Origin of the sequence: Fusobacterium sp. IOR10, from assembly GCF_010367435.1 — a bacterium.
Lineage (GTDB): Bacteria > Fusobacteriota > Fusobacteriia > Fusobacteriales > Fusobacteriaceae > Fusobacterium_B.
In genome coordinates, this window is record NZ_WJWY01000018.1 from 37,575 (window position 1) to 43,574 (window position 6,000).

A 6,000-nucleotide genomic window follows, 5' to 3' on the forward strand; every position below is an offset into this window, starting at 1 on the left:
GATATACTAAAGGCGTAAAACTAAAATTAGGAGGGACTATTAATGAATCAAATTTTTGCAAAATACGGAACTGTTATAATGATTGTAGTATGGATAGCGATTATATATTTCTTTATGGTTATGCCAAATAAGAAAAAACAAAAGAAACAAAAAGCAATGATGGAATCTTTAAAAGATGGAGATGAAATTGTAACAATAGGTGGAGTAAAGGGAACTATTGCTAGAGTGGAAGAATCTTTTGTTGTTATAAAAATAGACAAAGGTACACATATGACTATTAGAAAGTCAGCTGTTGCAGTTGTGCTAGACTAATTGATTATAATATAAAACGACAATTAGTAATAATTGTCGTTTTTTTTTACAAATCATTATGTAATAAAGGATAAGATAAAATATGAAAAAAAAATATTTAAGTTTTATAATATTTTTTATATTTTTTAGTTTTAGTTTTTCAAGTACAATAAAAAATATAAGATTTAATAAATACCCATCTCAAATTGTTTTTGATATGGATGAGCAATCCCCTAAATACAATAGTGACTATGATGAGTATAATAGATTATTATTTTTAGAAATAAAAAATAATGGGAATAGCAAATTTAATTTGAACAATCCATTATCTAAGTATATAGAAAATATTAAACAAGTAAATTATAATAATTCCACAGGATTTTTTGTTAATTTAAAAAAGAACATATTTTACAAAGTTAGTATGAGAAAAAATCCATATAGGGTGGTAGTTGATTTATCTAAAAGTCGTCATAATAAGCAGTATACTATTGTTATAGATCCAGGACATGGGGGAAAAGATCCTGGAGCAATGGGTAATGGATTAAAAGAAAAGGATTTGGTTCTTTCAATTGGGAAATATTTAAAAAAAGAACTAGATAAAGATTTTAATGTTGTTATGACAAGGGATACAGACGAGTTTATAACTTTGCAAAATAGAAGTAAGGTAGCAAATGGATTAGAGGCAAATCTTTTTATAAGTTTACATATAAATTCCTCTGAATCAACTAAAATGAACGGGATGGAAATATTTTATTTTTCAAAAAAATCATCTTCCTATGCTAGGAAAATAGCAAAATTTGAAAATAGTTTTGCAGAGAAATATGGAGAGGATACAAAGAAAATAGTTCAGATAGTAACTGATATTTCTTATGACAACAATCAAGCAGAGTCTATGAAGTTGGCAGAAAAATTAAATGATGATTTATCAAAAAAAATGAAAATGAAAAACAGAAAAATTCATGGGGCAAATTTTGCAGTGCTTAGAGGAATAAATTGTCCGGGAATACTTATAGAAACAGGATTTATTAGAAATAAGTCTGATAGTAGAAAGTTGAAAAATAAAACAAATCAAAAATTTATAGCTAAAGAAATATCAAAATATGTTAGGGAATATTTTTATTAGGAGAAAATAATGAAAGAAGAAATGAAAGAAGAAATAACAAAAAAAAATAGAGAAATAAAATGGAGAAGTCTAAATAATTATTTTGGATTTATACTTTTGATTACCTTAATTACAGGCTATTTTTATTTTAATAGAGATTATACTCCTAAAAAAATACTTATAAAGAATATTTCTATTAAGGAAAATAAAGAAAGTAAACTTTATATTTATTATCCTGAAAAAGGTGAGTTATTAAATGAGGAGATTACTGTTAACGAAAAATTTGGGACAGATTTCATTGTGAGAGATACTATAAAAAATGTTGTTTTAAAACTTGAAAAGTTAAACAAGATACCTCAATTAGAATTTGGGAACAAAGTAGATTATTTTATTTTAAAAGATCAAATATACATAGATGTTCCTGAGGTAATGTTTGGAAAAGTTAATTCTCCAAGGGATGAGCTGTTACTTATATATTCCTTTATAAATTCATTGACTAATATAAAGGGAATAAACAGTGTAAGATTTTTAATAGATAATGTTGATGTTGAAAAAATAAAATATTCAAATTTAATTAAAAATTATACTTATAAGAGGAATATTTAGTGTATAATAAGGGTGTATGAAAGCACCCTTATTTATTTAAGGAGAACTAAATGGATATAAAAGAAATTAGAGAAAAAGTTAAAAATAAACTATCATTAAAAAGATATAATCATACACTTGGAGTGGAAAAAATTGCAGTTATTTTAGCAAAAAAAAATAACTATGATGAAAAAAAAGCAAGAATAGCAGCTCTTTTACATGATTATATGAAAGAAGAGAAGATAGATAAATTAAAAGAAATTTGTAAAGATGTAAAAGAAGTAAAAGGATATGAAAAATTAATAGAAATACTACATGGATTTGCAGCAGGAATAATTCTTTCTAAAGAATTTCAAATAGAAGATATTGAAATAGAAGAGGCAATTAAATATCATACAATAGGAAAAGAAAACATGTCAATTTTAGATAAAATAATTTATATTTCAGATGCAATAGAAGAGGGAAGAGAGTATCCAGGAGTAGATATTATTAGAAAAAAAACTTATGAAAATATAGATGAGGGGATAATTGAAGAAGTTAAAAGAAAAATAAATTATCTAAGTGCAAAAAATGGAATTATTCACGAAAACACTTTAAAGATGTTAAAGGTTTTAGAAAAAAGGAGATAATTATGGATGTAGAGATAGCTTTAAAAAAATTAAAAACATATTTAGAAAAAAATAAAAAATCTGTTGGAATAGATGAAATTTATAATGTTTTAAATTGGTCTTCAAAATTAAAGAAGAAAAATAGAGATATTTTAGACTCATGGGTAGAATTAGGAGAATTAACAAGATCTAAAAGAGGAAAATATAATATTCCAGAAAATATAGGAATGGTTAAAGGAGAGCTTTCTGTTGTAAAAAACAAATTTGGATTTGTAGATACAGAAACAGAAGGAATATTCATACCAGGATCTAAATTTAATGGAGCGTTGGATGGAGATGTAGTTTTAGTAATTGTTGCTGAATCCACAAGAGAAAAAGGCAAAAAAGAGGGAGAAATATATAAAGTTATAAAAAGGTCAACTGATAAAGTAATTGGGATATTATCTAAACAAAAAACTTTTGGTTTTGTTACACCAACTCATTCTTTTGGAAAAGATATTTATATACCTAAAAGATTTTTACAAAAAGCCAAAGATGGAGAATTAGTTTTAGTTAAAATAGATTTTTTTGGAGATAATGAAAGAAAACCAGAAGGACAAATAATAGAAGCTCTTGGGGATCCTCTAGATAGTGGTGTTATGATAGAAGGTCTTTTAAAAAGAGAGGGACTAGAAGAAAACTTTCCAAAAGAAGTTTTAAGAGAAGCAAGGGGAATACCTAATAAAATTTCTAAAAAAGATTTAGAAAATAGGGTTGATATTAGAGATTTATCTTTAATTACAATTGATGGATCTGACGCTAAGGATTTAGACGATGCAGTGTATGTTGAAAAAAAATCCAATGGAGACTATAGATTAATAGTAAGTATAGCAGATGTAAGTTATTATGTTAAAGAAGATTCTCAAATGGATAAGGAAGCTTTTAAGAGAGGAAATTCAGTTTATTTAGTGGATAGGGTTTTACCAATGCTACCAAGAGAACTTTCCAATGGAATATGTTCTTTAAATCCAAATGAAGATAAATTAGTTTTCACATGTGACATGATAATTGATTCACTAGGTAAAGTTAAAGATGTTAAAACTTATAAGGGAGTTATGAATTCAGTTCATCGTATGACTTATTCAAGTGTGAATAAAATATTTGCTGGGGAAATTGAAGAAACAGAAAAATATAAAGATATAAAAAATATGATATTTGATATGCTAGAATTATCTAAAATAATTAGACAGGTTAAGTATAAAAGAGGAAGTATTGATTTTGACTTACCTGAAGTAAAAGTAGTATTAGATGAAAATAAAAAAGTAGATCATTTAGAAAGAAGAGATAGGGGAGAAGCTGAAAGAGTTATAGAAGACTTTATGATTACTGCAAATGAATCTGTTGCAGAAAAATTATTTTGGTTGGAAATTCCAAGTATTTATAGAACTCATGAAAAACCAGATCCAGAAAGAATAGAAAATCTAAATGAGGTTTTAGGGAAATTTGGATATAAAATTTGGTTAAGTTCAGAAGGGATTCATCCTAAGAAATTCCAATCTATAATTGAAGATTCTCAAGCAAAAGGAATTAGTATGATAGTTCATAAAATGATTCTTAGATCTTTAAAACAAGCAAGATATACTGAAAATAATATAGGGCATTTTGGATTAGCTTCAAGTTATTATACTCATTTCACATCTCCAATAAGAAGATATGCTGATTTGATGATTCATAGAATATTAGAAAATGTTTTAACAGGTTATCCTAATAAAAAATATACAGAAAAAATGGAAAAGGAATTACCAAATATTTGTGCTTCAATATCAAAATCAGAAAGAAGTGCAATGAAAGTAGAAGAAGAAAGTACAAAAATAAAAATTATAGAATTTATGTTAGGGAAAATAGGAGATGTTTTTAAAGGTACAATAGTTGGCTTTAGTAATAGAAAAGTATTTATAGAAACTGAAGAATTAGTTGAATGTATGTGGGATGTAACTAATTCATCACATTATTTTGAATTTAATGAAAAAGAGTATCATATGTTAGATAGGGATAATGGAGATATTTACAATTTAGGAGATAAAATTGAGGTAATAATAGCTAGAGTTGATATGGTAAATTTAGAAATCGAGGTATCTCCATATGTTAGAATGGAGGGGAGTAATGATATTAGCAAATAATAAAAAAGCTTTTTTTGATTATTTTATAGAAGACAGATTAGAAGTTGGGATAGAACTTGTTGGAAGTGAAGTGAAATCTGTTAAGGCTGGGAAGGTTAGTATAAAAGAATCCTTTGTAAGACTTATAAATGGGGAATTATTTATTATGGGTATGTCCATAGTTCCATGGGAGTTTGGAAGTGTTTATAACCCTGAAGAAAGAAGAGTAAGAAAATTATTACTTCATAAAAAAGAAATAAGAAAATTTAATGAAAAAGTAAGTCAAAAGGGTTATACAATTGTAGCCTTGAATATTCATTTATCAAGAGGTCGTGTTAAATTAGACATAGCTCTTGCTAGAGGAAAGAAAAACTATGATAAAAGGGAAAGTTTGGCTAAAAAAGATCAAAAAAGAGCAATGGAAAGAGAAATGAAGGAAAGGTATTAAATTGGAATTAATAAAAGAAACAAAAAGATTAGAGAAATATTTGGTAGAATGTGGGATAGGTAGTAGAAGAGAAATAAAAAAATATGTTCATGAGGGAAGAATAAAAGTAAATGGGGAAATAACTTTAGATGAAAGGATTCATATAGATGAAAAATTTCATAAGGTTACCTTTAATGATAGAAAATTAGAAAAAAAGATATTAAGATATTATATGTTGAATAAAGTATCAGGTTATATTACTGCGATGAAGGATACAAATGGTAAAAAAACAGTTAAAGATTTACTGCCATCTTTTTTAGATACTAGAGGTTTGTCCCCTATAGGGCGATTGGATAAAGATACAGAAGGACTATTAATTTTTACTAACGATGGAAATTTATCTAAAATGATAGCTTCCCCAGATAATAATTGTAGTAAAGTATATTATGTTGAATTGGATAGGGAAATAACTGATGAAGATATAATAAATCTTCAAAATAATGTAAAAATTGATGATTATATTTGTAAAGCTGCAAAAGTTGAGAAAATAACTTCTAAATCTATAAACTTAACTATTACAGAGGGTAAATATCATCAAGTAAAAAAAATGATTAAAGCAATGGATAATAAAGTTAATTATTTAAAAAGAATAAAAGTTAGTAAGTTGGAACTGGGAGATTTAAAATTTGGAGAGATAAAAGAAATTAAGATAGAAGATATAATATAGGTTCTTTGTCAACTGGTGTTGGTGGAGAAAAATAAAAAAATAAATAATGTTTTTGTTCCTTCAGCTTTATGCTGAAGGAATTTTTATTTTTGTTAAATTGCTATAAATTAAAATTCTATTTC

At 26.0% G+C, this 6,000-nt stretch carries 7 protein-coding genes; all 7 read left to right on the forward strand.

Translation table 11 applies throughout. The features are described 5' to 3' along the window. Positions 1-42: 42 nt before the first annotated feature. The 7 genes from yajC (at position 43) to GIL12_RS06485 (ending at position 5,878) form a co-directional block, all read left to right on the forward strand. Positions 43-312, forward strand: a complete 270-nt coding sequence (gene yajC, locus GIL12_RS06455) for a preprotein translocase subunit YajC (RefSeq protein WP_163469680.1) — start codon at positions 43-45, stop codon at positions 310-312. An 82-nt stretch (positions 313-394) separates the two neighbouring features. Continuing rightward, entirely contained in the window at positions 395-1,414 is a 1,020-nt protein-coding gene (locus GIL12_RS06460; protein ID WP_163469681.1) for an N-acetylmuramoyl-L-alanine amidase, read from the forward strand. Between the two features lie 9 nt (positions 1,415-1,423). Next, entirely contained in the window at positions 1,424-1,999 is a 576-nt protein-coding gene (locus tag GIL12_RS06465) for a GerMN domain-containing protein (RefSeq protein WP_163469682.1), read from the forward strand. A gap of 50 nt (positions 2,000-2,049) precedes the next feature. Beyond that, on the forward strand, positions 2,050-2,607 hold the full coding sequence (yqeK, locus tag GIL12_RS06470; protein ID WP_163469683.1) for a bis(5'-nucleosyl)-tetraphosphatase (symmetrical) YqeK: 558 nt from the start codon (positions 2,050-2,052) through the stop codon (positions 2,605-2,607). A gap of 2 nt (positions 2,608-2,609) precedes the next feature. Next, complete coding sequence (rnr, locus tag GIL12_RS06475) at positions 2,610-4,745, forward strand: ribonuclease R (protein ID WP_203522557.1); 2,136 nt, start codon at positions 2,610-2,612, stop codon at positions 4,743-4,745. Beyond that, on the forward strand, positions 4,729-5,172 hold the full coding sequence (smpB, locus tag GIL12_RS06480; protein ID WP_163469685.1) for an SsrA-binding protein SmpB: 444 nt from the start codon (positions 4,729-4,731) through the stop codon (positions 5,170-5,172). Before rnr ends, smpB begins: the two co-directional genes overlap by 17 nt. Before the next feature lies 1 nt (position 5,173). Beyond that, positions 5,174-5,878 (forward strand): pseudouridine synthase, encoded by a 705-nt coding sequence (locus GIL12_RS06485; protein WP_239056073.1) that lies wholly within the window; start codon positions 5,174-5,176, stop codon positions 5,876-5,878. Positions 5,879-6,000: the final 122 nt, after the last annotated feature.

What these genes read in the sequence shown, in the direction of transcription:
- yajC (WP_163469680.1), top strand. Translation starts at nt 43, where the DNA reads ATGAATCAAATTTTTGCAAAATACGGAACTGTTATAATGATTGTAGTA.
- GIL12_RS06460 (WP_163469681.1), top strand. Translation starts at nt 395, where the DNA reads ATGAAAAAAAAATATTTAAGTTTTATAATATTTTTTATATTTTTTAGT.
- GIL12_RS06465 (WP_163469682.1), top strand. Translation starts at nt 1,424, where the DNA reads ATGAAAGAAGAAATGAAAGAAGAAATAACAAAAAAAAATAGAGAAATA.
- yqeK (WP_163469683.1), top strand. Translation starts at nt 2,050, where the DNA reads ATGGATATAAAAGAAATTAGAGAAAAAGTTAAAAATAAACTATCATTA.
- rnr (WP_203522557.1), top strand. Translation starts at nt 2,610, where the DNA reads ATGGATGTAGAGATAGCTTTAAAAAAATTAAAAACATATTTAGAAAAA.
- smpB (WP_163469685.1), top strand. Translation starts at nt 4,729, where the DNA reads ATGATATTAGCAAATAATAAAAAAGCTTTTTTTGATTATTTTATAGAA.